This window comes from Rhizorhabdus sp. P4_G5 (genome assembly GCF_056401065.1).
Genome location: NZ_JBFUKB010000005.1, coordinates 1 through 23589 on the forward strand (window position 1 = coordinate 1; position 23589 = coordinate 23589).

General features: G+C 65.2%; 18 protein-coding genes and 1 pseudogene. 12 read left to right on the forward strand and 7 right to left on the reverse strand.

Translation table 11 applies throughout. The annotated features are described in order from the left end of the window. From AC1DQK_RS09835 to AC1DQK_RS09845, 3 genes and pseudogenes are all read left to right on the forward strand, one after another. Positions 1-156, forward strand: a pseudogene (locus tag AC1DQK_RS09835) (S-(hydroxymethyl)glutathione dehydrogenase); the annotation flags it as partial. 17 nt (positions 157-173) lie between these two features. Continuing rightward, positions 174-1010 (forward strand): S-formylglutathione hydrolase, encoded by an 837-nt coding sequence (fghA, locus tag AC1DQK_RS09840; RefSeq protein WP_477870835.1) that lies wholly within the window; start codon positions 174-176, stop codon positions 1008-1010. Positions 1011-1214: 204 nt separating this feature from the next. Then, entirely contained in the window at positions 1215-4637 is a 3423-nt protein-coding gene (locus AC1DQK_RS09845) for a GAF domain-containing protein (protein WP_477869912.1), read from the forward strand. Positions 4638-4676: 39 nt separating this feature from the next. Here the strand turns inward: AC1DQK_RS09845 and AC1DQK_RS09850 are convergent, their stop codons facing one another. Further along, on the reverse strand, positions 4677-5156 hold the full coding sequence (locus AC1DQK_RS09850) for an Lrp/AsnC ligand binding domain-containing protein (RefSeq protein ID WP_477869914.1): 480 nt from the start codon (positions 5154-5156) through the stop codon (positions 4677-4679). Positions 5157-5262: 106 nt separating this feature from the next. Between AC1DQK_RS09850 and putA the strand changes: the two genes are divergently transcribed. The 5 genes from putA (at position 5263) to AC1DQK_RS09875 (ending at position 12542) form a co-directional block, all read left to right on the forward strand. Next, entirely contained in the window at positions 5263-8361 is a 3099-nt protein-coding gene (gene putA / locus AC1DQK_RS09855; protein WP_477869916.1) for a bifunctional proline dehydrogenase/L-glutamate gamma-semialdehyde dehydrogenase PutA, read from the forward strand. 174 nt (positions 8362-8535) lie between these two features. Beyond that, the gene (locus AC1DQK_RS09860; protein WP_477869918.1) at positions 8536-9285 is read left to right on the forward strand and encodes a prepilin peptidase; all 750 of its coding nucleotides are present in this window, start codon (positions 8536-8538) and stop codon (positions 9283-9285) included. Between the two features lie 105 nt (positions 9286-9390). Continuing rightward, positions 9391-11406, forward strand: coding sequence for an alpha/beta hydrolase family protein (locus AC1DQK_RS09865; RefSeq protein ID WP_477869920.1), 2016 nt, complete (start codon positions 9391-9393; stop codon positions 11404-11406). A gap of 9 nt (positions 11407-11415) precedes the next feature. Further along, positions 11416-12060, forward strand: coding sequence for a helix-turn-helix domain-containing protein (locus AC1DQK_RS09870; RefSeq protein WP_477869922.1), 645 nt, complete (start codon positions 11416-11418; stop codon positions 12058-12060). Positions 12061-12092: 32 nt separating this feature from the next. Further along, positions 12093-12542, forward strand: a complete 450-nt coding sequence (locus tag AC1DQK_RS09875) for an SRPBCC family protein (protein ID WP_477869924.1) — start codon at positions 12093-12095, stop codon at positions 12540-12542. Positions 12543-12655: 113 nt separating this feature from the next. Here AC1DQK_RS09875 and AC1DQK_RS09880 read toward each other — a convergent pair whose 3' ends face one another. The 6 genes from AC1DQK_RS09880 to pstC (AC1DQK_RS09905) form a co-directional block, all read right to left on the reverse strand. Further along, positions 12656-13024: a hypothetical protein gene (locus AC1DQK_RS09880; protein ID WP_477869926.1), complete on the reverse strand. Its 369-nt coding sequence runs from the start codon at positions 13022-13024 to the stop codon at positions 12656-12658. Positions 13025-13201: 177 nt separating this feature from the next. Continuing rightward, the gene (locus tag AC1DQK_RS09885; protein ID WP_477869928.1) at positions 13202-14710 is read right to left on the reverse strand and encodes an OprO/OprP family phosphate-selective porin; all 1509 of its coding nucleotides are present in this window, start codon (positions 14708-14710) and stop codon (positions 13202-13204) included. A 37-nt stretch (positions 14711-14747) separates the two neighbouring features. Beyond that, positions 14748-15761, reverse strand: a complete 1014-nt coding sequence (locus AC1DQK_RS09890) for a substrate-binding domain-containing protein (RefSeq protein WP_477870837.1) — start codon at positions 15759-15761, stop codon at positions 14748-14750. A 219-nt stretch (positions 15762-15980) separates the two neighbouring features. Further along, positions 15981-16760: a phosphate ABC transporter ATP-binding protein PstB gene (gene pstB / locus AC1DQK_RS09895; protein ID WP_477869930.1), complete on the reverse strand. Its 780-nt coding sequence runs from the start codon at positions 16758-16760 to the stop codon at positions 15981-15983. A gap of 8 nt (positions 16761-16768) precedes the next feature. Then, positions 16769-18058 carry a phosphate ABC transporter permease PstA gene (gene pstA, locus AC1DQK_RS09900; protein WP_477869932.1) on the reverse strand — a complete coding sequence of 430 codons (1290 nt, stop codon included), beginning with the start codon at positions 18056-18058 and terminating at the stop codon, positions 16769-16771. After that, positions 18051-19430 carry a phosphate ABC transporter permease subunit PstC gene (pstC, locus tag AC1DQK_RS09905; RefSeq protein WP_477869934.1) on the reverse strand — a complete coding sequence of 460 codons (1380 nt, stop codon included), beginning with the start codon at positions 19428-19430 and terminating at the stop codon, positions 18051-18053. The genes pstA (AC1DQK_RS09900) and pstC (AC1DQK_RS09905) overlap by 8 nt, the downstream gene beginning before the upstream one ends. Positions 19431-19692: 262 nt before the next feature. Here pstC (AC1DQK_RS09905) and pstS point away from each other — a divergent pair, with 262 nt between their 5' ends. From pstS to AC1DQK_RS09925, 4 genes are all read left to right on the forward strand, one after another. Further along, positions 19693-20730, forward strand: a complete 1038-nt coding sequence (gene pstS, locus AC1DQK_RS09910; RefSeq protein WP_477869936.1) for a phosphate ABC transporter substrate-binding protein PstS — start codon at positions 19693-19695, stop codon at positions 20728-20730. A gap of 75 nt (positions 20731-20805) precedes the next feature. Continuing rightward, a complete protein-coding gene (gene pstC / locus AC1DQK_RS09915; RefSeq protein WP_477869938.1) occupies positions 20806-21774 on the forward strand; it encodes a phosphate ABC transporter permease subunit PstC in 969 nt (322 codons plus the stop codon). Positions 21775-21785: 11 nt separating this feature from the next. Further along, complete coding sequence (gene pstA, locus AC1DQK_RS09920; protein ID WP_477869940.1) at positions 21786-22625, forward strand: phosphate ABC transporter permease PstA; 840 nt, start codon at positions 21786-21788, stop codon at positions 22623-22625. Next, positions 22622-23494, forward strand: a complete 873-nt coding sequence (locus AC1DQK_RS09925) for a phosphate ABC transporter ATP-binding protein (RefSeq protein WP_477869942.1) — start codon at positions 22622-22624, stop codon at positions 23492-23494. Before pstA (AC1DQK_RS09920) ends, AC1DQK_RS09925 begins: the two co-directional genes overlap by 4 nt. Positions 23495-23589: the final 95 nt, after the last annotated feature.

The window sequence follows — 23589 nt, forward strand, 5'->3', positions numbered from 1 at the left end:
GGCCGGACCGATGTGCCGAAGATCGTCGACATGTACATGGCCGGCAAGATCGAGATCGACCCGATGATCACACACGTCATGGGTCTCGAGGACATCAACAAGGGCTTCGACCTCATGCACGCCGGCGAAAGCATCCGCAGCGTGGTGGTGTTCTGAGCCGCGCCGACATGAGCCTGGAAACCGTCAGCACCGCACGTGCCTTCGACGGCGTGCAGGGCGTCTATCGGCATGCTAGCGCCGCGACCGGAACGCCGATGACCTTCAGCGTTTTTGTGCCGCCGCACGCCGAGGGCGCCAGGCTACCAGTGGTCTTCTACCTGTCGGGGCTCACCTGCACCCATGCCAACGTCACCGAGAAGGGCGAGTATCGCCGCGCCTGTGCCGAACTCGGCCTGATCTTCGTCGCGCCCGATACCAGCCCGCGCGGCGACGGCGTGGCCGACGATCCGGACGGCGCCTATGATTTCGGCCTCGGCGCAGGCTTCTATGTCGACGCGACACAAGACCCCTATGCCCGGCACTACAAGATGTGGAGCTATGTCACCGACGAGCTGCCGGCGCTGATCGCCGCGCATTTTCCCGCCGACATGGGCCGGCAGTCGATCATGGGCCATTCTATGGGCGGCCATGGTGCGCTGACCATCGGGCTGACCTTCCCCGACCGCTACCGCGCTATTTCCGCCTTCGCGCCGATCGTCGCGCCGGGTCAGGTGCCCTGGGGCCACAAGGCGTTGGCGGGCTACCTCGGCGAGGACCGCGCGGTCTGGCGCAGGCATGACGCGGTCGCGCTGATCGAGGATGGCGCGCGGGTGAAGGATCTGCTGGTCGACCAGGGCGACGCCGACAGCTTTCTGGCCGAACAGCTGCGGCCCGAACTGCTGGCGACGGCGTGCTCAGCGGCGGGGATCGACCTGACCCTGCGGCTGCAGCCGGGCTATGATCACAGCTATTATTTCATCTCGACGTTCATGGAAGATCATCTGCGCTGGCATGCGGAACGGCTGGGGTAGCGGACGGCGCATCCCGACGAGTGTACTCTGCGCCGATCTCAGGCGCATATGGATTGTGCTGAAGGCCGGGCTGCCGTCGTCCTTTAGTGCCGCTTCATCCTTTTCGGGCGTCGTCCGGATTGACGATGGCATAGTGAACCCGATCGGTGCATTCTGCACGAACGAGCGATCGAGATGTCCGCCCGAAACAAGTGCGGGACGCGCATGATGAACGAGTGGCTAGATGGTGGCGGCGAGATGGGGGAACTCATCCGCGCTCGCGACTGGACGGAAACGTCGCTCGGGCCGATGGAGGACTGGCCGCAGAGCCTCAAGACGGCATTGAGCATGCTGCTCGCCATCGACCGTCCGGCGGCGCTTGCATGGGGGCCGGAACTCTTCCTGTTCAACAACGATGCGTGGCTCCGCCTGTTCGGCCCAGACATACGCTCTTCGCTTCTCGCGCCCCTGGCAGCGCAGCCTTCCGGGATTTGGAGCGCCCTCCGCCCGGGCTGTGAGCAGATCATGGCCGGCAGCGCTCCGAAACGATGCGAAAGCCGGCTGATCTCGATCGAGCGACACGGGCGCGTGGAGGATGTCCACTGGACCTACAGCCAAAGCGCTATAGCTGACGCGGGCACGGCAAATGGCGTCGGCGGGGTGCTCACACTTATCTCGCAAGCTGACGATATGGTCGCGACGCTGCGCGTGGCCGATGAGCGGCAGCTGTTCTTGTCGAAGCTCAATGACACGCTGCGGCCGCTGAATGATCCGCGCGAAATCATGTTCACTGCCGCCGAAGCGATAGGCCGCCATCTTGGGGTCGTACAGGTAGGTTATGCCGAAGTTGATCCTTCGGTCGAGTTCCTGACCGTTCAAAGAGAGTGGAATGATGGCTCCATCCCGAGCAACGTTGGACGGTATCGGCTTGCAGAGTTCGGGCACCGCTTTAGCGCGGATCTGAAGCGGGGTTGCACAGTTGCCATCGACGACGTGGCGCATGACGTGCGGACATCGTCGACGAAGGCGCTCGCATCCTTCGCGCGCATCTCGATCGCCGCGCTCATCGACGTTCCGCTCATCAAGTCAGGTCACCTCGCGGCGGCGCTTGTAATCCACAGCCATGTCCCACGCCTCTGGTCGGCGGATGACATCGAACTGGCTGAAGAGGTGGCCGAGCGCACCTGGGCGGCGGTGGAGCGCGCGAGGGCGGAAACGGCGCTACGTGAAAGCGAGGCTCGGTTCCGGCTGATGGCGGACGCCGTGCCCCAATTCGTCTGGATCACCGACGCGAAGGGCGGGCTCGAATTCGTCAACCGGCAGTGGATGACCTATGCCGGCTGGTCCTGCCCGTCCACGACGGTGAGCGATGTCGTGACAGACTATATTCATCCCGATGACCTTGAGCGCACCATGGATGTGTTCCAGGCGGCACGGGTGACCGGTAGCGTTTCTGCCGTAGAGAGCCGACTTCGCGACAACGATGGTAATTATCGATGGTTTCTCCTTCGCGCTGAACCTTATCTAGATGAGGTGACCGGCAAGATCGTCCGTTGGTTCGGCACCTCCACCGATATCGAGGATCGCAAGCGCGAAGAAGCGCTCATGCTCGAGAGGGAAGAGCGACAGGCGCTCGTTCTGGAGCTCAGTGACGTGCTGCGGTCGCTCGGCGATGCGGGACAGATCACGTTCGCGGCATGCCAGGCACTCGGGCGCTACCTGGACGCCGGACAGGTCGGCTACGCGGAGATCGACGCGTCGGGCGAGTTCGTGACGGGCTTGGCGGGATGGACGAATGGAAAAGTGCCCAACTTGGCCGGGGGGCGTTTTCGAATAGAGGATTTCGGCAATTATGGTTTCGATTTTCGGGAGACCGCAGCCGTCGTGATCGACGATGTCGCGCTGGATGAACGCACGTCTTCACCCCATCACCGGGCCGCTCTCGCACGGAAAGGGATAGCCGCCAGCGTTGCGGTGCCCCTGATCAAGGCACGGGGTTTTCCGGCCCTTCTCTACGTCACCAATTCCACCCCACGTCACTGGCGGGAAACTGACGTCGAACTGATCCGTAATGTTGCCGAACGCACCTGGGCCGCGGTGGAACAGAGCCGGGTGGAGGCAGCGCTAAGCGCGAGCGAGAAACGCTGGCACGGCTTGTTCGAGCGCATGCACGAAGGCTTCCTGCACTGTGAAATGGTATTCGGGCCGGACGGCGAGCCCGTCGACTATGTGGTCCTGGAAACCAACACGGCGTGGCGGCGAATGGTCGGCCGGCCGAACGAAGAAGTTCGAGGGCTGCGCGCCAGCGAACTCTTTCCTGGTCGGGAGTCTTATTGGGTCGAAATGTTCGCTCTGGTGGTCAAGACCGGAGAGGCGATCCATTTCGAGCGCGAGGTCCCCGCCCTCGGGAACTGGCTCGAAGCGATAGCATATCCTACCGAACCGGGTCGCTTTGCCGCGCTCTTCCTGAACATCACGAAGCGGAAGCAGGCTGAGCAGCGCCACGCCTTTTTGCTGAAACTCAGCGATGCCTTGCGACCATTGACCGATCCGATCGCAATTGAGGGCGAGGCCTGCCACCTTCTGGCGCAACGACTTGGCGTGAGCAAGGCCTTCTATGCCGAGAAGGGCGCGAACGATAGCCTTGTCTTTACGACCGAGGAGTCTGTCGACGGTCAGCGGCTCTCGGTGGTCGGCGAGCGTTCGACGTCCGACCTTGACTGGATAATGCACGACCTCGATCGCGGGCGGCACGTCATTCTCTCCGATGCAGGAACCTCCGAATTGGTATCCGCGGCCCTGAGGGAGCGCCTCGCCGCCTCGCAGGTTGTCTCCTTTTGTGCTTTCCCTCTGGTCAAGGACGGGAGGTGGGTCGGAGTGCTGGCAGCAGCCGACGACGCCCCCAAGGTGTGGACCGAGGCGGATATCCAGCTGGTGCAAGAGACTGCCGAGCGCGTCTGGGATTCGGTCGAACGCGCGCGGGCCGAGGCGGCGCTGCGGGAAAGCGAGAGTCGTCTGCAGGTGCTCGTCCACGAGCTGCAACACCGCACCCGCAACCTGATGGGGGTAGTGCGATCGACGGCGTCGAAGACACTGAAGACGAGCTCGGACCTGGCGGATTTCGACATCCGATTCCAATCCAGGATCGATGCCCTGGCCCGCGTGCAGGGGCTACTCTCCCGACTCGACGAATATGAGCGGGTCACCTTCGACGAGTTGATCCGTACCGAACTGCAAGCGATGGGCGCTCCCGGCGACGCGGTCATGCTTGACGGCCCTTCGAAGGTCAGGCTGCGCTCCAGTGCCGTTCAGATACTTGCCATGGCGATGCACGAGCTGGCCACCAACGCACTGAAATACGGAGCACTCGGCCAGCCGGGAGCCCAGCTGTCGATTCTCTGGCGGGTGGAGCAGGAACCGGAGAGCGGCGCTTCTTGGCTGCGCATCGAGTGGAAGGAGACGGGCGTCGAGATGCCCGAGCCGAGTTCGATCGTCGGTCGGCGCGGCCAAGGCCGTGAGTTGATCGAGCGGGCTATGCCATATCAGCTGAGCGCAAGGACCAGCTTCGAACTGGGTGACGATGGCATCTGCTGTACCATCGAGTTGCCGGTCTCGACCATGGACGAGAAGGGCGTCACCCGTGGGTAGCCAGAGGCTTGTGGGCCGCTGGATCCTGTTCGTCCTGCTTCACACCGCCAGCTTCGTCGTCAGCTTGACCTCCTCCAGCACTGCATAGGTGCGCGTCTCGCGGACGCCGGGCATGGCCGTCAGGATGTCGCCCAGGAAGCTGCGATAGGCGGCCATGTCGGACACGCGGACCTTGAGGAGATAATCGAAGCCGCCTGCGACCATGTGGCATTCCATCACCTGCGGCACGCGGCGGACATGTTCGGAAAAGGCGGTGAAGACATCGTCCGTGGTGCGGTCGAGCAGCACCTCGATGAAGATCATCAGCGCCTGGTCGAGCTTCTCCGGATCGAGCAGCGCGGTGTAGCCGGTGATCACCCCGCGCTCGCGCAGCCGCTTGACCCGGTCGAAGCAGGCGGCTGGCGAAAGGCTGCAGCGCTGGGCGAGCGCCTGGTTCGTGATTCGGCCATCCTCCTGCAGCACGCGCAGCAGCCGGCGATCGGTTTCGTCGATTGGAACATGCTTCGGTGCGGTTGCCATGATTTATCCATCCCTTCGGATATCAGGTCATTAATATGAAGCACCTTCGGCCTGATCCGCAATATCATCTAGATTGCTCGGGTATTTCGGCGGCGATGGAGAATATATGGCAAGCGTGCTTTCGAACTGGGACATCATCGACGCCGGCAAATATGCCGATGAAGGTGACGTCGTGCGCGGGCTGCTCGATCGCCAGCCGCTGGGGGCTCAGGACCGGGCCGATATCGTCGCCGAGGCGGTCGCGCTGGTCGAGGAGGCGCGGCGCTCCACCCGCAAGCAGGGCGTCGTCGAGAGTTTCCTCCAGCAATTCTCGCTCGGCACGCGCGAGGGGCTCGCGCTGATGTGCCTGGCCGAGGCGCTCCTGCGCACCCCCGACGCCGAGACGCGCGACCGGCTGATCGCGGAGAAGATCGGCTCGGCCGACTGGGCGAGTCATCTGGGCCAATCCGACAGCCTGTTCGTCAACGCCTCGACCTGGGGGCTGATGCTCACCGGCCGGTTGATCGATGTCGACGACGAGGCGAAACACGACCTCGGCGGTTTTCTCAAGCGGATGACCGCGCGGCTGGGCGAACCGGTGATCCGCCAGGCGGTCGCGGCCGCGGTTCGCATGATGGGCGAGCAGTTCGTGCTCGGCCGCACCATCGGCGATGCGCTCGGCCGCGCCCGGCGCGAGAATTATCTCTGCTCGTTCGACATGCTCGGCGAAGGCGCCCGCACCGCCGCCGATGCCGCGCGTTACGAGACGATTTATGCCAACGCGATCGAGGCGGTTGGCACGGCGTCGAACCGCGCGGGGCCGGAGCTCGGGCACGGCGTGTCGGTCAAGCTGTCGGCGCTGTCGCCCCGCTATGAGGCGGTGCAGGAAGCGCGCGTCTGGGACGAGCTCTATCCGCGCGTGAAGCGGCTCGCCCTGATCGCGGCCCGCCACGACCTGAACTTCGCGATCGACGCCGAGGAGGCCGATCGGCTGGTTGTCTCGCTGAAGATGATCGAGCGGCTGGTCAAGGAGCCGGAACTGGGCGGCTGGACCGGCCTCGGCGTCGTCGTCCAGGCCTATCAGAAGCGCGGCTTGGCGGTGATCGAGGCGCTTCGCGCGCTAGCGGAAAGCAGCGGGCGGCGGATCATGGTGCGGCTGGTCAAGGGCGCCTATTGGGACAGCGAGATCAAGAAGGCCCAGGTCGCCGGCCGGCCGGATTATCCGGTCTTCACCACCAAGGCGGCAACCGACCTGTCCTATCTGGTCTGCGCAAAGGCGCTGATCGACGCCAGCCCGGCGCTTTACCCGCAATTCGCCAGTCATAATGCCCATACCCTCGCAGCGGTGCGCGGCATGGCCGACGGCGCCGGGGTGACGATCGAGCACCAGCGGCTGCATGGCATGGGCGAGGCGCTCTATGCGGCCGCGGCCAATCGCTACGGGCCGCTGCGTCTGCGCGCCTATGCGCCGGTCGGCGGGCATGAGGAGCTGCTACCCTATCTGGTGCGCCGCTTGCTGGAAAATGGCGCGAACACCAGCTTCGTCCACGCCCTGCTCGACGAGCAGGTGCCCGCCGAACTGGTGGTGGCCGACCCCATCGCGACGGCCGCCGCGCATCCGGCGCGCCATGCGCGGATCGCGCTGCCCGCCGACATCTATGGCGCCGCGCGCAAGAATCCGCTCGGCCGCGACTATACGCTGGTGGACGCGCGCGAACGGGCTGCACGGGCGGCGCGGCTGATCGCCGGCGAGCGCGAGACGGCCGGCGCGATCGTCGAGGGACGACTGGTCGCCGCACATCCCGGGCCAGTCACCAGCCCCGCAGATCGCGGCCGCGTGATCGGCTATGCGTCGGAGGCAGGCATTGCCGACATCGACCGCGCGATGATCGCGGCGCGCAAGGCGCAGCCGCGCTGGAATGCGCTGCGCGGCAGCGGCCGGGCGGCGATCCTGCGCGCGATGGGCGATGCGCTCGAAGCGGAGATGGACGCGCTGGTCGCCCTTCTGTCGCTGGAAGCGGGCAAGACGCTCAACGACGGCGTCGCGGAGGTGCGCGAGGCGGTCGACTTCTGCCGCTATTATGCCGAGCAGGCGGAGCGGCTGTTCGGCGCGCCGACGATACTTCCCGGCCCGGTCGGCGAGATCAACCAGATGGAGCTGGCCGGGCGTGGCGTGTTCGCCTGCATCAGTCCCTGGAACTTCCCCCTCGCGATCTTCACCGGCCAGATCGCTGCGGCGCTGGCCGCCGGCAATGCCGTGCTCGCCAAGCCCGCCGAGCAGACCCCGCTGATTGCCGCGCGCGCCGTCCGCCTGTTCCACAAGGCGGGGCTCGATCCCGCGCTGCTGGCGCTGCTGCCCGGCGATGGCGCGGCGATCGGCGGCGCGATCGTCAACCACCCCGGCATCGACGGCGTCGCGTTCACCGGTGGCACCGAGACGGCCTGGGCGATCAATCGCCAGCTCGCCGCGCGCAATGGACCGATCATCCCCTTTATCGCCGAGACGGGCGGCCTGAACGGCATGTTCGTCGATACGACCGCGCTCAGGGAACAGGTGGTCGACGATGTGATCCTGTCGGCCTTCGGATCGGCCGGGCAGCGCTGCTCGGCGCTGCGCCTGCTGTTCGTGCCGAACGACAGCGCCGACGAGCTGATCGCGACGATCAGGGGCGCGATGGAGGCGCTGGTCATCGGCGACCCTGCTGATCCGGCGACCGATGTCGGCCCGGTGATCGATGCCGACGCCAAGGCCGCGCTTGCGGCGCACCGCGAGCGGCTGAAGCGCGAGGCGATTATCCTGCACGCCTGCGCCGGACCGGAGGCCGGCGATTTCTTCGCACCGCTGCTGGCGGAGATTCCGTCGGCTGGCTTCCTCGAACGCGAGGTGTTCGGCCCGATCCTGCACGTCGTGCGCTATGATCCGGCCGATCTGCCGGCGGTAGCCGGGGAGCTCGCGGCGCGCCGCTATGGGCTGACCCTGGGCATCCACAGCCGGCTCGAACGCTTCGCCGAAGAGGTGCGGGCGCTGGTGGCGGCGGGCAATGTCTATGTGAACCGCTCGATCATTGGCGCGGTGGTGGGCGTCCAGCCGTTCGGCGGCGAAGGGCTTTCCGGTACCGGCCCGAAGGCCGGCGGCCCGCATGCGCTGCTGCGCTATGCGACCGAGCGGGCGCTGTCGGTCAACATCACCGCGCAGGGCGGCGATCCGGCCTTGCTCAATCTTTGAGGAGGGGCCGACCGGACCGCGTTGCGGGTCGCGAAGATCAGCAGTCGCCCGAGCAGGCCGCAGCCGCAGGTTCCGATATTGCGCATCACGATCCCCACTATTCTTGCCCCCCGGGCTATTGCATGAGTGCGTGACGCCCTCATGACAGGGGGCCGGACAGGGATGGCACCAGCGATGCTGATTTGGGCCGGCGCGGTGCTGGGGGCGATCATCGGCAGTTTCCTCGCCACGCTGGTCGTTCGATGGCCGCAAGGGCGCTCGATAGCGCGAGGCCGCTCCAGCTGTGACCTTTGCGGCGTGCCGATCGGGGCCGCGCGGCTGATCCCGATCCTCAGCTTTGCCTTGCAGCGTGGGCGCGCCGCCTGTTGCGGCAGCCGGATCAACGGCCTCCATCCCCTTGCCGAGATCGCCGCGGCCGGCATCGGCGCGCTGAGCTTCGCCATTGCCGCGGATCCGGCCGAGGCGCTGGCCGGTGCGTTGTTCGGCTGGCTGCTGCTCGCGCTTGCCTTGTGCGATGCCCGCCATCTCTGGCTCCCCGATCGGCTGACGGGAGCGTTGGCGCTGGGAGGGCTCGCAGTGGGCGTCGCTGGCATTGCACCGCCGTTGGCGGACCGCCTGATCGGCGGCGCTGCGGCGTTCGCCGCTTTCGCGACGATCCGCCACGGCTACCGCCTGCTCCGCCACCGCGAGGGCATGGGCGGCGGCGACGTGAAGCTGTTCGCGGCGATCGGGCTGTGGCTCGGCTGGCGGATGCTGCCACTGGTGCTGCTGGGCGCGGCGCTGACAGGGCTGCTATGGTGCATCGTCGAACTCGCGCGCCGCCGGCCTCTGGGCGCTGGATCGAGTGTCCCCTTCGGGATGTTCCTGGCCTTGGCCGCGTGGGCCGCATGGATTGCGAACGCGATGGATTTGATGCCTCTGTAGGGTAGGCCACCGCGCCGAATCGCCGCTAAAATGGACAGGATCGCGCTTGCAGGCCTCCTGCGGCGGCATAGAAGAGACCCCGAATGCATTTCGGGGATAGAGACTATGCTGGCAAGGATCGCGGCGGCTGCGGCAATGACATTGCTGATCGCGGCCGGTACGCCGCCACCCAAGGAAGCTGAAGCTCTGGTCTTCGGCGCCCGCGAAACGCTTGCAGACGTAAGCCTTTCGCCCGACGGAACGCATATCGCCTTTGTCGGGCCAACCGGAGGCGCGACGTCAACGCTCTTTACGACATCGCTCGAACCGGGGGCGCAGCCCGTTGCGGTGCTTCAGTCGAGCGGCGATCCCGAGCGGCTTTTCGGTTGCGACTGGGTTTCGAACGACCGTCTCGTCTGCACGATCTACGCCGTGACGCGAGACACTGAGTACACCAATGCGCTGCTGCCGCTGAGCCGAGTGATCGCGGTTGATGCGAAAGGTGGCAATGTCACGATGCTGAGCAAGCCGCTCAATAGCCGGACGCGCGGCTATTATCTTGGAGGCGGTGAGGTCATTGACTGGCTGCCGGAACAGGATGGAAAGGTCCTCATGACTCGGCAGAAGCTGCCGGACTCGAAAACGGGCTCGCATCTGGGCAGCGAGGAGGAGGGGTTATCGGTCGAGCTGCTCGATACGCGAACGCTATCGGCTGCGACTGTCGAGCGGCCCCGCGCCGATATCGCCGAATATATCAGTGACGGTCATGGCACCGTGCGGATCATGGGGATAAATCTCAACCGCGGAGGAACGGGGCAGCTCAGCGGGGTCATACGCTATTCATATCGCCCGCGGGACCAGCGGGAATGGAAGGAGCTTGGCGACTTCAACTATATAAGCAGGGAAGGCTTCAATCCCTATGCGATCGATTACGAGCGCAACGCGGTTTATGGATTGCGCAAGAAGGACGGACGCACGGCCCTGTATCGGATCTCGCTTGATGGATCGATGAAGGAGGAACTGATTTTCTCCCGCCCCGACGTCGACGTAGATGGATTGATCTATCTCGGGCGGCGGCATCGAGTGATTGGCGTGAGTTACGTAACGGACGTCCGGCAAAGAATATATTTCGATGCGGACATCGCCAAACTGGTGTCGTCGCTCGGCAAGGCGCTTCCAAACCAGCCGTCCGTCGAGATCGTCGATGCTAGTGCGGACGAGAAGAAGCTGCTGATATGGGCTGGCAGCGATGATGATCCTGGCGTCTATTATGTCCTCGACAGGGCTACGCGGCACATGGCGATCTGGCAGGCCGTCCGCCCCGCGCTTGAGGGGCGCAAGCTCGCTACGGTGCGACCGATCACCTATCCAGCTGCGGACGGCACGATGATTCCCGCTTATTTGACAATGCCGCCGGGAGCGGAGGCAAAAAACATACCGGCTATAGTGTTGCCGCATGGCGGCCCGAGCGCCCGCGACGAATGGGGATTCGATTGGCTTTCGCAATTCTACGCGGCGCGTGGCTTCGCTGTACTACAGCCACAGTTCAGGGGCTCTGCTGGCTTCGGCGACGCATGGTTTCAGCAAAATGGGTTTCGCTCGTGGAAGGCGGCGATAGGTGACGTGCTCGATGCCGGGCGATGGCTCGTCTCGCAGGGCATTGCTGCTCCATCGAAGCTCGGCATCGTTGGCTGGAGCTATGGCGGATATGCAGCATTGCAGTCCTCGGTTGTCGACCCGAACCTGTTCAAGGCGGTTGTCGCGATCGCGCCGGTAACGGATCTCGCCGCTCTCAAGGAAGAAAGTCGCGGGTGGACGAACTTCGCCAATGTCAGGGATTTCATCGGAACGGGGCCGCATATCCGCGAGGGATCACCAGCCCAAAATGCAGCAAGGATGAAAGCGCCGATATTGTTGTTCCACGCCGAACTGGATCGAAACGTCTCGATAGCGGAATCGCGGCTGATGGACCGCAAGCTCCGGGAAGCCGGCGTGCCACATGAGCTGGTGACCTGGGACAAGCTGGATCATTATCTGGAAGACAGCTCGGTCCGTGCCGAGATGCTGAGCAGGAGCGATGCATTCCTGCGCAAATCGATGGACATCAGCACGCCGCTTTTGGAAAGCACGAAAACCCATTAGAGTCACCGCATGGCCAAAATGCTGCCCACCGCCGACGATGGCGGTCTCGCGACCGGGTCCAGCGCGCCGCAGGTGGCGGAGCGCAGCCTGGAGCGGGCGCTCGGCACGCAGATCCGGCAGCTGCGGCGGAAGAACGACCTCTCGATGTCCGATCTCGCCTCGGCCGCAGGCATCTCGAACGGCATGCTTTCGAAGATCGAGAATGGCGGCATATCCGCTTCGCTGTCGACCTTGCAGGGCATCGCCGGCGCGTTGAACGTGCCGCTGTCATCGCTGTTCGCATCGTTCGAGGAGCGGCAGGACTGTTCCTATGTCCCGGCCGGGCAGGGGCTCACCATCGAGCGGCGCGGCACCAAGGCGGGGCATGTCTATCAGCTGCTTGGGCATGTCCTGCGCGGGGACGTGGTGGTCGAGCCCTATCTGATCGTGCTGCGCGAGAACGCCGTGCCGCATACCAGCTTCAGCCACGGCGGCGTGGAGTTCATCTTCATGCTCGAAGGCGAAGTGATCTATCGCCATGGCAGCGAGCGCTACACGCTCAGCCCGGGCGACACGCTGCTGTTCGATTCGGGCGCGCTGCACGGTCCCGAGGCGCTGGTCAGCCCGACCAGTCGCTATCTGTCGATCATCATCTACCCGCGCGGCGAAGCCTGAGTGTTTCGCGGCGAGACAAGGAGGATTCCCGGATGTACGAATTGACCCTCACCCGGCTGATCGACGCGCCGCGCGACAAGCTGTTCCGGGCCTGGACGGACCCGGAGATCATCCCGCGCTGGTTCTGCCCGCCGCCCTGGAGCGTAGCGGAGGCGCAAACCGATGTCCGCGCCGGCGGCTCCAGCCTGATCGTCATGCGCGGCCCCAATGGCGAGGAGATGCCAAATCGCGGCGTCTATCTGGAGGTGATTCCGAACGAGAAGCTGGTGTTCACCGATGCCTTCACCAGCGCGTGGGAGCCGTCGGCAAAGCCGTTCATGACCGTGATTCTCACCTTCGAGGATGAGAACGGCAAGACGCGCTATACCGCGCGGGTGCGCCATTGGACCGCCGAGGATCTCGCACAGCATGAAGCGATGGGCTTCGAGCAGGGCTGGGGCATCGCGACCGACCAGCTCGAGGCGGTGGTGAAGACGTTCTAAGCAGGATTATCGGGGTGGGCCGGCGATCGACGGCTTGGGGGCTGCCGGATCGCCACCGCGGGGGGACGGTGCCCACCCCCGGCCCCGCCGCAGGGAACGGCGGGGTGTTCGGATCAGTGCAGGGCCCCGCGCCTCCGCCGCCCGAGATAGCCGAGCAGGCCATAGGCCTGGCTTTGCGAGTAGCCGGCTTCGACAAGGCGCTGCACATGCTCCTCGGAGACCTCTCCGGCATGGTGCCGCGCCAGCGAGGCGAAGCGGCGCAGCGCTTCGAGGCGAGGATCGGCGAGCGGACGGGCAAGCCGGACGCCGAGCGCCCATTCGACGAAGCGGCCCAGATGGCTGCGGGGATCGATTTCCTCCGTCGCGTCGATCCGTTCGGCGAGATCGATCACGCGCAGTTCCGTCGACGAAAACTGCCCTGCGTCGATCGCGGAAGCGGTTCTGGATTGGCCGTGCAGCGGCGAAAGATCGAGATAGGCCATCTCAACTGTCCTGTGATGATGTTACAGATCGGTACGTCAGGGAGATGCGAGTACCGATCTGTAACATGTTCGTCAAGGACGCTGCGTCCGGCGGCATGAAAGATATTCTGCCGCGGACACAAAAAAACGCACCGCCGGATCGACCGGCGGTGCGCGAGTGGGGGGTGTGGTACCGGTTTAGAAGTCGAGCTGCGACCGCAGGGTAACCGCATCGACGCCATATTTGTGCTGGAAGCCCGCAGGGGCCGCCGTGGTGAAACCCGAGAAGGCGCGTGCCGAGGGGCCACCGGAAATGTCCGAATGGGCATATTGAAGCATGAACTTCACATAATCCATCGGCAGCCAGATCAGGCTGGCTTCATAGCCCTTCGAGACGCCACCGTTGATGTAGGTGATACCGTTGCCGGTCAGCACCGTTGCCGGGCCGCCGACCCTGTCGTTGAGATCGGTGAAGTCGGCGCGGGCATTGATCTGGAACGCACCCATGCCGCCTTCGGTGACGGGGTGGAGCACCTTGGTGCGATCCCACTTGCCGCCCTTGTAGCCGCGGGTTTCGCCGGTCAGATAATAGCCAACCTCGACATAGCCGGAGCGGAACTGCGGATCGTCGATCGAGAAGTTGGTGGTGCCGGCGGCATTGTTGATGCCGAACACGGAACCCGGCTTGATGCTGCGAACCCAGACATGCTGATATTCGCTGGCGAAGTGGAACGACTTGTAGATTGCCGCCAGTTCGCCGCCGAGGATGTCGTCGCCCTTCGCCGCAATCGCGCCGGTATCGATGAAGCGCTCACCCGAAACCTGGGTGTAGGGCCGCTGGCGATAACGGATGTTCTGGGCGTCGGTCGGCGCGACGCGGTGCTGGAACTGGAAGCCGAGATGGCCCTGAACCTGCCCGATCATCGGCGAATAATAGCCGCGGACGCTGGCTTGCCAGCCGGTGCGGGCGACGTTCGCGTTGGCGACGTCTTCCGAGTAGATGCCGCCGGCGAGGCCGAAGCGGCCGGCCGGGTCGGTATAGGCGATGGTGCTGCCGAGGCGGCGGCCATAGCCCAGCGCGTCGGTCATGCCGGCGCGCTCCATGAAGGTGGTGAAGCGGTTGCTGGTCAGCAGCTCGAGGCTCGACAGCGGATATTGATGGCCGATCGTGATGCTCCACGGGCTACCGGGCTTCTGGTAGCTGATCACCATGTCTTCATAGTTGACGCCGCCCTGTGACAGTTCGAGCTCGAACTTGTAGCCGAAGCCGCCGGGCATGCTGCCCTCGGCGCCGACGATCAGGCGGCGAGCGCGGGTGTTCCAGCCGAGATTGTTGGTATTGACGCCCGATCCGGCGCTGGTGCCGGCGACGCCGACGGTGCCGGCGATCTTCCTCGGCAGCGAGACATAGCCCGCATCGAACTGGAGCACGCCCTTGGGCTTGAAGCTCCAGCCGGCGGTGTCGACCCACTGGGGTGCGCCCTTCCAGCTCGGCTCGGCCTTGGCGGCGCGGGCGGTGAGCTGCTGGACCTGCGCCTGCAGCGCTTCGACCTGCGCCTTCAGGAACTCCATGTCGGCGGCCGATGCGGGCTGCTCCTCGACGGTTTCGACGGGCGCGTCGGCGGCCGGCGTGTCCTGCGCCTGGGCGGCACTGGCGAACGCCAGCGCGCTTGCCGCGACCAGCAGCATGTGCACGTTATTCTTCACGATATTTCCCCTTTTCGAAATCGATGTTCGCACGCGGTTACTTGATCTCGGCGGCGTTGAGCGGCGTCAGCGCGCGCGCGGCTGCGGCGCTCTTGGCGCGGATCGGGGCGGGCGCCGCGATCATGCCGCGCTTGACCAGATAGCCGCCCGGGCCCCAGGCGGTTTCCTTGGTGAACTCCGCGATATAGGCCTTGATTGCCGGAATGGCGCGAACGTGCGCGTTCTTCACATACATGTAGAGCGGGCGCGAACCGGGATATTTGAACGCTGCGATCGAGTCATAGGTCGGCACGACGCCGTTGATCGCGATGCCCTTCAGCTTGTCGGCATTTTCCTCGAGATAGGAATAGCCGAAGATGCCGATGGTGCCGGGATTGCTCTCGAGCTTCTGGACGATCAGATTGTCGTTCTCGCCGGTCTCGACGAAGGCGCCATCTTCGCGCATGCCGGTGCAGATCGCCTTGAACTTGTTTTCATCGGACTTCTTGAGCGCGAGCATCGCCGGGCTGGTGCTGCAGCCTGCCGTCATGATCAGCTCGCCGAAGGCGTCGCGGGTGCCCGAGGTCGGCGGTGGACCGAACACGCGGATCGGCGTGGCGGGCAGGTTGCCGTTGACGTCTTTCCATGTCCTGGCCTTGTTGGCCTTGCCGAACGGAGTCTTGGCCAACGCCTTGTAGATGTCGAGCGGCGTCAGGTTGCTCATCGCAGTGGCCTTGCCGGTGGCGAAGGCGATGCCGTCGATGCCGACCTGGATCTCGGTGATGTCGGTGACGCCGTTTTCGCGGCAGCTCTTGAGCTCCGAAGCCTTGATGCGGCGCGAGGCATTCTCGATGTCGGGATGCTGTTCGCCGACACCGGCGCAGAACAGCTTCATGCCACCGCCGGTGCCGGTCGATTCAATGACCGGCGGCTTCATGTTCGGATTGGCCCGCGCGAGCCGCTCGGCGACCGCGGTCGCGAACGGATAGACGGTCGAGGAGCCGACGGCGCGGATCTGGGTGCGGGCAGCGGCCATGCTCGGAATGCAGGCCAGACCGACGACACCGATCATCAGCGCCTTGTGACGAATATACATTATCTTCCCCCTTAGGTGGATGAGGCGAATGGCGACTCGCCTCATGGGCGGAGTCACTAGGCAGGGCCTGTGAAGCTGTCGTGACGGCCGTGTTGCAATCACGTGACAGGCAGGATGCGGAGGAGCCTGGAATCGCGCAGCGCGACCGGGGGCCCGGCCGCGCGCTGCTCCAATGTTACAATTGGCGGTGGCAGATCAGCCGTAGCGGCCGGTGATGTAATCCTGGGTGCGGGTCTGGACCGGGTTGGTGAAGATATCCCCGGTGCCGCCATATTCGACCAGCTCGCCGAGGTGGAAGAAGGCGGTGCGCTGCGAGATGCGTGCGGCCTGCTGCATGTTGTGGGTGACGATGACGATCGCGAAGCGGCCGCGCAGTTCGGTGATCAGCTCCTCGATCTTGGCGGTCGCGATCGGATCGAGCGCCGAGCAGGGCTCGTCCATCAGGATCACCTCTGGATCGACGGCGATGGCGCGGGCGATGCACAGCCGCTGCTGCTGGCCACCCGACAATGCGGTGCCGCTTTCCTGGAGGCGGTCCTTGACCTCGTTCCACAGGCCGGCGCGCTGCAGCGAGCGCTCGACGATGTGATCCATCTCGCTCTTACTGGATGCGAGGCCGTGGATGCGCGGCCCATAGGCGATGTTTTCGTAGATCGACTTGGGGAAGGGGTTCGGCTTCTGGAACACCATGCCGACGCGGGCGCGCAGCAGCACGACGTCCATGCCCGAAGCATAGATGTCCTCTCCGTCGAGCGCGATGCGGCCCTCGACGCGGCAGCCCGCGACGGTGTCGTTCATGCGGTTGAGCGTGCGCAGGAAGGTCGACTTGCCGCAGCCCGACGGGCCGATGAAGGCGGTGACATTGTCCTTGTCGACGTCGATCGACACGTTCCTGATGGCCTGTTTCTCGCCATAGAAGACGTTGACGGCCTGGGCCGTCATCTTCAGCGAGGCCGTGATAGCTGCTTCTTGCATGGTCGGGTTTACCACCGTCGTTCGAAATGGTTGCGGAGATAGATGGCCGTGGCGTTCATCGTCATCAGGAAGGCCAGAAGGACGATGATCGCTGCAGAGGTCTTTTCGACGAAGCCGCGGCTGACCTCGTCCGACCAGAGGAATATCTGCACCGGTAGCACCGTCGCCGGCTCGGTCAGGCCGGTCGGCGGCGAGGAGATGAAGGCGCGCATGCCGATCATGATCAGCGGTGCGGTTTCGCCCAGCGCGCGCGCCATGCCGATGATCGTGCCGGTGAGGATGCCGGGCATCGCCAGCGGCAGGACATGGTGGAAGACGACCTGGACCGGCGAAGCGCCCATGGCCAGCGCCGCATCGCGGATCGAGGGCGGCACCGCCTTGATCGCGTTGCGCGAGGCGATGACGATGACCGGCATCGTCATCAGCGCCAGGGTCAGCCCGCCGACGATCGGCGCCGATCGCGGCATGTTCATGAAGTTCAGGAACACCGCGAGGCCGAGCAATCCGAAGATGATCGACGGCACGGCCGCGAGATTGTTGATCGAAACCTCGATCAGGTCGGTCCAGCGGTTGCGCGGCGCATATTCCTCGAGATAGAGCGCGGCGAGCATGCCGACCGGAAAGGCCAGCAGCGCGGTCACCGCCATTGTCAGCAGCGTTCCCTTGAACGCGCCCCAGATGCCGACGACGGTCGGGTCGGTCGAGTCCGAAGCGGTGAAGAAGGTCGTGCTGAACCCGGTCTGGACGTTGCCCTTGGCCTTCAGCGCTGCGAGCTGGCGATTTGCATCGGGCTCGCCAGCACCTTTGGCGGCGGAGTCGATGTTGACCGACGCGGGCACCCAGATTTCGGCCTTGCGCGTGATCAGCGACGGATCGCTCTTGAGCGCCGACCGCAGCGATAGCCAGGCTCCGTCCGACAGGAGCAGCGACCCGGTCTCGCCATAGGCTGCCGCTGCCGATGTCGCCGCAAGGCTTTCCAGATCGAGCGCCGCCAGCGCATCGTCGGCGCCCTTGCCCTCGAGTGCCTTGGGCGTCACGCCCGCGGCGACGCTGGGAAAGTCGACCGTCAGCCGTATCTCGGTCTGGGTGAAGCCGCCCAGTCCGTCGTACAGCATCTTGATCAGCAGGAAGGCGAGGAAGCCCGCCGACAGGGTGACCGCGAACATGCCGATCGCGCGGAAGCGCCGCTCGGATGCATAGCGCTTCGCAACGCGACGCTGCATCGCGTCGGATTTCCAGCCGCTCGCGTCGATCGTAACCGATATCTCTCCGCCCGGCAGGGCTGCGGCGCTACTCATAGGCTTCCCGATATTTTTTCACCACGCGCAGGGCGATGATGTTGAGGATGAGGGTCACGATCAGCAGCGTCAGCCCGAGCGCGAAGGCCGCCAGCGTCTTGGCGCTGTCGAACTCCTGGTCGCCGGTGAGCAGCTGGACGATCTGGGTGGTCACGGTGGTGACGCTGGCGAAGGGATTGGCGGTCAGGTTGGCGGCAAGGCCGGCGGCCATCACCACGATCATGGTCTCGCCGATCGCGCGGCTGACCGCGAGCAGCACCCCGCCGACCACGCCGGGCAGGGCGGCGGGAACAAGCACCTTGCGGATCGTCTCCGACGGCGTGGCGCCCAGCGCGAAGGAGCCGTCGCGCATCGCCTGGGGCACTGCTGCGAGCGAATCGTCGGCCATCGAGGATACGAACGGGATGATCATCACGCCCATCACCAGACCGGCGGCGAGCGCCGATTCGGAAGAGGCGCCGGGAATATGCGCCCAGGCCGCGAAGTCCCGGATCGCGGGTGCCACCGTGAGCGCGGCGAAATAGCCATAGACCACGGTGGGGACGCCGGCGAGCATCTCGAGCGCGGGCTTCATCCAGCGGCGCAGCCCGGGCTTGGCATATTGGGTGAGATAGATCGCGCTCATCAGCCCCAGCGGGATCGCGACGACCATGGCGATGATCGCGCCGATGAAGATCGTTCCCCAGAACAGCGGCACCGCGCCGAACGCGCCCGACGAGCCGACCTGGTCGGCCCGCATGGCCGTCTGCGGACTCCACTCGAGGCCGAACAGGAACTCGATCGGCGAAACCTTCTGGAAGAAACGAAGCGACTCGAACAGCAGCGACACGACGATGCCGAAGGTGGTGAAGATCGCGATCAGCGATGCCACGAGCAGTACCAGCATTATCACCCGCTCGACCCGGTTCCGTGCGCGGAAATCCCGATGCAGCCGCGTCCATGCATAGCCGCCGCCGGCGAGCGCGAGCAGCGCGGCCGCGATCCCGCCCAGCATCGCATAATGATCGGCCGCGCCGCGGTAGACCGGCGCCAGCTGCTCCGCGGCGGGATTGAAACTCGCCTCGATCGAGCCATCGACGAGGCCGCGCATCTCGGCGAGCACCGCGTCGCGCTCGATGCCGGCTGGCGGCAACTGGGCCGCGGCGGGGGTGTCGAGCACCGCCTGCGTCACCAGCCTCGGCGATACGAAGCTCCAGATCGCGAGAAACAGAAGCGCGGGCAGTGCGACCCACAGCAGCATGTGCGCGCCATGATAATTCGGGCGCGAATGAAGGCGCTGGCCCGCTGCCGGCTTGAACTGATTCGCCCGCGACCGCGCAGCGACGAACGCTGCCGCTCCCAGCGCGAAAATAAGCAGGACCATGATCGACATCGGCATAGGGTTCACTTCGCGGGAGGCGCAGGAAAGGAGGCCGATCTCGGCGTCCGGTCGTTACATGGCCGTAGGACGTTACGCTTTCCGGTCGGAATTATTGCAGTTTCGTGACGAGCCTGGCGCGCGCGCTTGCCCACGCGAGCGTGAGCGGCCGCGCGGACGGATTTTCCCGGCTCTGCCGGGAAGTGTCACAATGTTGTAACAGGCGGGGGCTAGGCGGGCGCCGCCGCCGGAGAAACTCCGGCTTCGGAGATCTTTGATGCTGAAGAGATTTGTAGCCACGCTGAGCGCGGGCCTGTTGTGTGCCGCTTCTGCCCATGCCGCGGATATTTCCGGCGCGGGTGCAACCTTTCCGGCGCCCCTTTATGCGAAATGGGCGGAGACCTACAAAGCCACCACCGGCGTCGGCCTCAACTATCAGGCGATCGGCTCGGGCGGCGGCATCAAGCAGATCAAGGCGAAGACCGTCGATTTCGGCGCGACGGACAAGCCGCTGAAGCCCGAGGAGCTCGCCGCGTCGGGGCTGTACCAGTTCCCGACCGTGATGGGCGGCGTCGTGCCGATCGTGAACCTGCCGGGCGTCCGGCCCGGCCAGGTCAAGCTCTCGGGCGCGCTGCTCGGCGACATCTTCCTGGGTAAGGTGCTGAAGTGGAGCGATCCGCGCATTGCCGCGCTCAACCGCGGCGTCCGGCTGCCCAACCTGCCGATCACCGTCGTCCACCGTTCGGACGGCTCGGGCACGTCCTTCCTGTTCACCTCCTACCTGGCGATGAAAAATCCGGCCTGGGCCTCGAAGGTCGGCGCCAGCGACGCGGTGTCCTGGCCGACCGGCATCGGCGGCAAGGGCAATGACGGCGTCTCGGCCTTCGTCAAGCAGACGATGGGTTCGATCGGCTATGTCGAATATGCCTATGCCAAGCAGAACAAGGCGACCTTCGTTCTGCTGCAGAACAAGGCGGGCCAGTTCCCGGCGCCTGCCGCGGCCAATTTCGCCGCCGCCGCCGCCGGCGCGCAATGGTCGAAAGCACCCGGCAACTACATCCTGCTGCTCGACCAGCCGGGTCCGAAGGCCTGGCCGATCACCGGCGCAACCTTCATCCTGGTCTACCGGAACCAGGTCAACGCCGCGACCGGCGCCAGCGTGCTGAAGTTCTTCGACTGGGCCTATAAGGGTGGCGACGCTTCGGCGGTGGCGCTCGATTATGTGCCGCTGCCCGCCGCCGTGAAGGGGCTGGTCCGCAAGCAGTGGCTTGCCAGCGTAAAGTCGGGCGGCAAGCCGGTCTACACTTCGCGTTGATCCGGTAGCGATCTTTGGGCTGAAGAGGGCGGTGCGCGAGAGATTCGCGTTCCGCCCTTTCACTGGATGAGAAACATGGCCAGCGCCGCACTTCCCACAGATGAACCACCTGCCGCCTCCCGATTCGCGGCGGGCAAGTCGATGGGCGAGACGATCTTCCACGCGGCCTGCCTCGCGTCGGCGACGCTGCTGCTGGCGACGCTGAGCGGCGTCGTCATCAGCCTTGCCATCGGTGGCTGGCCTGCCTTCCAACAGTTCGGCTTCGGATTCCTGACTTCGAGCGAGTGGAACCCGGTTACCGAAGTCTATGGTGCGGCAGGCCCGATCGTCGGGACGCTGGTAACCGCCTTCATGTCGCTGGTGATCGCGCTGCCGCTGGCGCTGGGGGTGGCGGTGTTCCTCGTCGAGTTCTGTCCCCGGTCGATCTCGCGCCCCATCGCCATCGCCGTCGAGCTGCTCGCCGGCATTCCCTCGATCGTCTACGGCATGTGGGGCCTGTTCGTGCTCGCCCCCTGGTTCGCCGAACATGTCCAGCTGCCGCTGATCATGGAGGCCGAACCCGGCTCCTGGCAGGACAGGCTGTTCGCCGGCGTGCCGAACGGTGCGAACATCTTCACCGCCTCGCTGATCCTGGCCGTGATGATCCTGCCCTATATGGCGGCGGTGTTCCGCGAGCTGTTCCTGACCATCCCGCCGCAGCTGCGCGAAGCGGCCTATGGCCTCGGCTGCACGCCGTTCGAGGTGATCCGCTCGGTCGTCATTCCCTATGTGAAGCGCGGCATCGTCGGCGTGGTGATGCTCGGCCTCGGACGCGCGTTGGGCGAAACGATGGCCGTCACATTCATCATCGGCAACGCGCACACATTCCCGGACTCATTGTTCGCATCGGGCTCCACCATCGCCTCGACGATCGCCAACGAGTTTGCGGAGGCAACCAGCGACATGCACAGCGCCGCGCTGGTGGCGCTTGGGCTCGTCCTCTTCCTGATCACCTTCGGGGTGCTCGCGATCGCTCGCGCGCTCCTCGGCGGCCAGAAATATTGAGGAGCGGACCGATGGATCGCACCCTGTACCGCCGCATATCCAACATCGTGTTCCTCGTACTGACGGCTGCGGCGACGCTTGTCGCGCTGACCGCGCTGGTGCTGATCCTCTGGTCGCTGGTCAGCAAGGGCATCGGCGGGATCGACAGCAAGATCTTCACCATGACCCAGCCCGCGCCGGGGTCCGAGGGCGGGCTGTCGAACGCGATCATGGGGTCTCTGATCATGTGCGGCCTCGGCATGGCGATGGCGCTGGTGGTCGGCATATTGGCGGGCACCTGGCTGTCCGAATATGGCGGCAACACGCCCTATGGCCATGTCGTCCGCTTCCTGAACGACGTGCTGCTGTCCGCTCCGTCGATCCTGATCGGCCTGTTCGTCTACGAGCTGCTGGTCCGTCCTTTCCACGGTTTTTCGGCCTGGGCCGGCGGCGTCGCGCTGGCGATCATCGCCACGCCGATCGTGACCAGGACGACCGAGGATATCCTTAACCTGCAACCAAGCGCGCTGCGCGAGGCGGGCATGGCGCTCGGGGCGGCCCGCTCCTTCGTGATCCGCAAGATCATCTGGAAGGCGGCGCGCGCGGGCCTCGTCACCGGGGGCCTGCTCGGCTTCGCGCGGATCAGCGGCGAGACCGCGCCGCTGCTGTTCACGGCCCTCGGCAACCAGTTCTTCTCCACCAGCCTCACCCAGCCGATGGCGAGCCTGCCGACCACCATCTTCCAGTTCGCGCTGTCCGCCTATGAGGACTGGCAGCGCCTGGCCTGGGTCGGCGCGTTGCTGATCGCCATCGCCGTCCTGTCCATCAATATCATCGGGCGGATCATCGCTCGGGAGGCTCGCCGCTCATGAATGCCCTTTCGCACCTGACCGAGGATGTTCATCTGGCGTTCCCGCCGCGCGACAATCTCGCGATCGAGGCGCGCAACCTCGATTTCTTCTATGGCAAGACCCAGGCGCTGCACGGCGTCGACCTGCCGGTCGAGCGCAACAAGATCACGGCGCTGATCGGACCGTCGGGCTGCGGCAAGTCCACGCTGCTGCGGGCGCTCAACCGGATCTACGATCTCTATCCCCGGCAGCAGGCGGTCGGCCGAATCCTGCTCGATGGCCACGACGTGCTCGCCGATCGCAAGAGCCTGCAGCGGCTGCGCGAGCGCGATGGCGGCGGCGACGCGGAGATGGTCCGCTCGCCGGTCGATGTCGCGGGCCTGCGCGCCCGGGTGGGGATGGTGTTCCAGAAACCGACGCCGTTCCCGATGTCGATCTACGACAATGTCGCCTTCGGCGTGCGGCTCTATCGCCGCGTGAACCGTGCGGAGATGGACGTGATCGTCGAGAAGGCGCTGCGCCGCGCCGCGCTGTGGGACGAGGTGAAGGACAAGCTTGGCACCTCCGGCCTCGGTCTTTCGGGCGGTCAGCAGCAGCGCCTGTGCGTGGCTCGGGGCATCGCCGTCGAGCCAGATGTGCTGCTGCTCGATGAACCCGCCTCGGCACTCGACCCGGTGTCGACCGCCAAGCTCGAGGAGACGCTGGTCGAACTGCGCCAGGATTTCACGATCGTGATCGTGACGCACAACCTGCAGCAGGCGGCGCGCATCTCCAACTATACCGGCTTCATGTATCTGGGGCGGATGATGGAGTTCCAGTCCACCGAGGAATTGTTTGCCAACCCCCGCGGCCAGCGCACGCGCGACTATGTAACGGGGCGATTCGGCTGACGGGGAGGGTGGCCGCGCCTGGCGCGCCGTCCTAGGGCCTGATCGTTTGAGGTGGGAGCGCGTGGCGCTTCCACCGACAGCGTGAATCATGCTCT

Bases quoted from the DNA above. Each gene is read 5' to 3' on its own strand.
- AC1DQK_RS09875 (WP_477869924.1), top strand. From the start codon at position 12,093: ATGTACGAATTGACCCTCACCCGGCTGATCGACGCGCCGCGCGACAAG.
- pstA (WP_477869932.1), bottom strand. From the start codon at position 18,058: ATGAGTAGCGCCGCAGCCCTGCCGGGCGGAGAGATATCGGTTACGATC.
- pstC (WP_477869934.1), bottom strand. From the start codon at position 19,430: ATGTCGATCATGGTCCTGCTTATTTTCGCGCTGGGAGCGGCAGCGTTC.
- AC1DQK_RS09890 (WP_477870837.1), bottom strand. From the start codon at position 15,761: ATGATCGGTGTCGTCGGTCTGGCCTGCATTCCGAGCATGGCCGCTGCC.
- pstC (WP_477869938.1), top strand. From the start codon at position 20,806: ATGGCCAGCGCCGCACTTCCCACAGATGAACCACCTGCCGCCTCCCGA.
- pstS (WP_477869936.1), top strand. From the start codon at position 19,693: ATGCTGAAGAGATTTGTAGCCACGCTGAGCGCGGGCCTGTTGTGTGCC.
- AC1DQK_RS09865 (WP_477869920.1), top strand. From the start codon at position 9,391: ATGCTGGCAAGGATCGCGGCGGCTGCGGCAATGACATTGCTGATCGCG.
- putA (WP_477869916.1), top strand. From the start codon at position 5,263: ATGGCAAGCGTGCTTTCGAACTGGGACATCATCGACGCCGGCAAATAT.
- AC1DQK_RS09850 (WP_477869914.1), bottom strand. From the start codon at position 5,156: ATGGCAACCGCACCGAAGCATGTTCCAATCGACGAAACCGATCGCCGG.
- pstB (WP_477869930.1), bottom strand. From the start codon at position 16,760: ATGCAAGAAGCAGCTATCACGGCCTCGCTGAAGATGACGGCCCAGGCC.
- pstA (WP_477869940.1), top strand. From the start codon at position 21,786: ATGGATCGCACCCTGTACCGCCGCATATCCAACATCGTGTTCCTCGTA.
- AC1DQK_RS09925 (WP_477869942.1), top strand. From the start codon at position 22,622: ATGAATGCCCTTTCGCACCTGACCGAGGATGTTCATCTGGCGTTCCCG.
- AC1DQK_RS09870 (WP_477869922.1), top strand. From the start codon at position 11,416: ATGGCCAAAATGCTGCCCACCGCCGACGATGGCGGTCTCGCGACCGGG.
- AC1DQK_RS09845 (WP_477869912.1), top strand. From the start codon at position 1,215: ATGATGAACGAGTGGCTAGATGGTGGCGGCGAGATGGGGGAACTCATC.
- AC1DQK_RS09860 (WP_477869918.1), top strand. From the start codon at position 8,536: ATGCTGATTTGGGCCGGCGCGGTGCTGGGGGCGATCATCGGCAGTTTC.
- AC1DQK_RS09880 (WP_477869926.1), bottom strand. From the start codon at position 13,024: ATGGCCTATCTCGATCTTTCGCCGCTGCACGGCCAATCCAGAACCGCT.